This is a genomic window from uncultured Nocardioides sp. (genome assembly GCF_947488025.1).
Taxonomy (GTDB): Bacteria; Actinomycetota; Actinomycetes; order Propionibacteriales; family Nocardioidaceae; genus Nocardioides.
In genome coordinates this window covers 1-1,600 of sequence record NZ_CANKYS010000034.1, presented here as the reverse complement: position 1 = coordinate 1,600, position 1,600 = coordinate 1, and the positions used below count along the sequence as shown (strand labels likewise).

The following is a 1,600-nucleotide window of genomic DNA, read 5'->3' as shown; positions in this document are numbered from 1 at the left end:
CGGAGGCTGTCGCACGAATCGGCTCGTGCTTGGCGTGGCGTAGCAGCGCTGCGGGGTTGAGTCGAAATATTTGGGCGTGGCCTACAACTTCGCCCCGGTCGACCGCGAGCAGCTGCTGTTGATGCCTCCGTCGGTGGCCGAGTGGCTGCCTGACGATCATCTGGCGTGGTTCGTGATCGATGTCGTAGGTGAGCTCGACATGTCCTTGTTCCTCGCTTCCTACCGGCTCGATGGTCGTGGTGGAGCTGCCTACGACCCGCAGATGATGCTCGCGCTGCTGGTCTATGCCTACTGCCTGGGCGAGCGGTCCAGTCGCAAGATCGAGAAGCGTCTGGTCGAGGACGTCGCCTTCCGGGTGGTCGCGGCCAACCAGCAGCCCGACCACGCCACGATCGCCCGGTTCCGGGTCACCCACGAGAGCGCGATCGCAGGCCTGTTCGGCCAGGTCCTCGCGGTGTGCGCACGCGCTGGGCTGCTTCGGCCCGAACTGATCGCGATCGACGGCACGAAGCTGAACGCGAACGCGTCTCGCGATGCCAGTCGCACCGCTGAGCAGATCGCCAAAGAGATCCTGACCGAAGCCGCCGCGACCGATGCAGCCGAGGATGCTGACGAAGCCGCTGTCACTCCAGCCGACCACGACGGCTCGGACGCGGGTCTGCGCAATCGGGGTGGGCGTCGGGAGCGGCTACGGGCGCTGCTCGACGAGCTCGAAGCTGAGGCTGCGGAGAAGTCCTACGAAGCGCACTTGGCCAGGCGCGCTGAGAAAGTAGCAGCCACGGGCAAGCCGATTCGTGGTCGGCGTCCCACGCCGGAATCGGCAACGCATAAGTCACGCCGTCAGGCCAACCTGACGGATCCTGATAGCCGGCTGCTCAAGACAAAGGACGGCTACCTTCAGGGCTACAACGCCCAGGCGGTTGCGACCACCGACCAGTTCGTAGTCGCAGCCGAGGTCACCAACATTGCGATGGACGCCCCCGCCTACGCGCCGATGGTCACCGCGGCGAAGAAGAACCTCAATGCCGCCGGGGAGAAACGCCGGGTGCGCAGGGTCGTTGCGGACGCGGGCTACTGGAGTGTCGAGAACGTCGGCATGAAAGGGGTGGAGTCCTTCATTGCGCCAGGACGAGCCAGGCAGCTGAAGAAGATCGCCGAGACCGAGCAAGCCCGTGCTGCGATCCTGGACCGCGTCGAGTCCTGCGAGATCGACACGCTGGAAGCATCCGAGCAACTGGGAGTGACCAGGGCACGGGTCAACCAACTTTTACGACGACGTCGCGCGGGTGACCCCGACCCGCTGACCACCACGATGATCGCCAGACTGGACAGTCCGCGAGGCCGCAAGATCTACAAGAAGAGAGCCCCGAGCATCGAGCCTGTCTTTGCCCAGATCAAACACAACCGAAGTATCCGGACCATCTCCCGACGTGGCCTGAGCGCCGCGGACAGTGAGTGGAAGCTGATCTGCGCCACCCACAACCTGCTCAAGGTCTACCGACTGGCCTAACGGGCCAAGCCCGGGGCCCGGAGCCCGCGGGCCCCATCGATACCGGGCGACTTGTAGTCCGGCCACCGCGACCATCCGTGCGACAGCCTC

1 protein-coding gene is annotated in these 1,600 nt (G+C 65.2%); it reads left to right on the top strand.

Annotated features, from left to right (window positions below; genetic code table 11):
• The first annotated feature begins 76 nt into the window (after nucleotides 1-76).
• Nucleotides 77-1,510 carry an IS1182 family transposase gene (locus Q1B24_RS21765; protein ID WP_299933070.1) on the top strand — a complete coding sequence of 478 codons (1,434 nt, stop codon included), beginning with the start codon at nucleotides 77-79 and terminating at the stop codon, nucleotides 1,508-1,510.
• The last annotated feature ends 90 nt before the right edge of the window (nucleotides 1,511-1,600 follow it).